This window comes from Ruegeria sp. AN6, from assembly GCF_056540425.1.
On the sequence record NZ_JBQFWR010000055.1, the window covers coordinates 1 to 520 of the forward strand.

At 61.2% G+C, this 520-nt stretch carries 1 protein-coding gene; it reads left to right on the forward strand.

Annotated features, from left to right (window positions below; genetic code table 11):
• On the forward strand, window positions 1-520 hold a 520-nt coding region (locus ACR0MQ_RS23005; protein ID WP_480611309.1), incomplete at both ends, for an AAA family ATPase.

Consider the following 520-nt stretch of genomic DNA (forward strand, 5'->3'; position numbering starts at 1 on the left):
TCGCCCTTTGGCTGACCGGCTGCGCCCGCAGACACTGGCCGAGGTGATTGGGCAGGAACAGGTGTTGGGCCCTGATGCGCCTTTGGGGGTGATGCTGGCCTCGGGCAGCTTGTCCAGTCTGGTGTTCTGGGGGCCGCCGGGCGTGGGCAAGACCACCATCGCGCGGCTTTTGGCGCAGGAAACCGATCTGCATTTCGTTCAGATCAGTGCGATTTTTACCGGCGTTCCCGATCTGCGAAAGGTGTTCGAGGCCGCGAAAATCCGCCATCAGAACGGGCAGGGTACGCTGCTGTTCGTGGATGAGATTCATCGTTTCAACAAGGCCCAGCAGGATGGCTTCCTGCCTCATATGGAGGACGGTACGATCCTGCTGGTGGGGGCGACAACCGAGAACCCCTCGTTCGAGTTGAACGCCGCTGTGTTGAGCCGCGCGCAAGTGTTGGTGCTGGAACGCCTTGATTTGGCCGACCTGGAACGTCTGACGCAGCGCGCTGAAAAAGAGCTGGGCAAGGCGCTACCT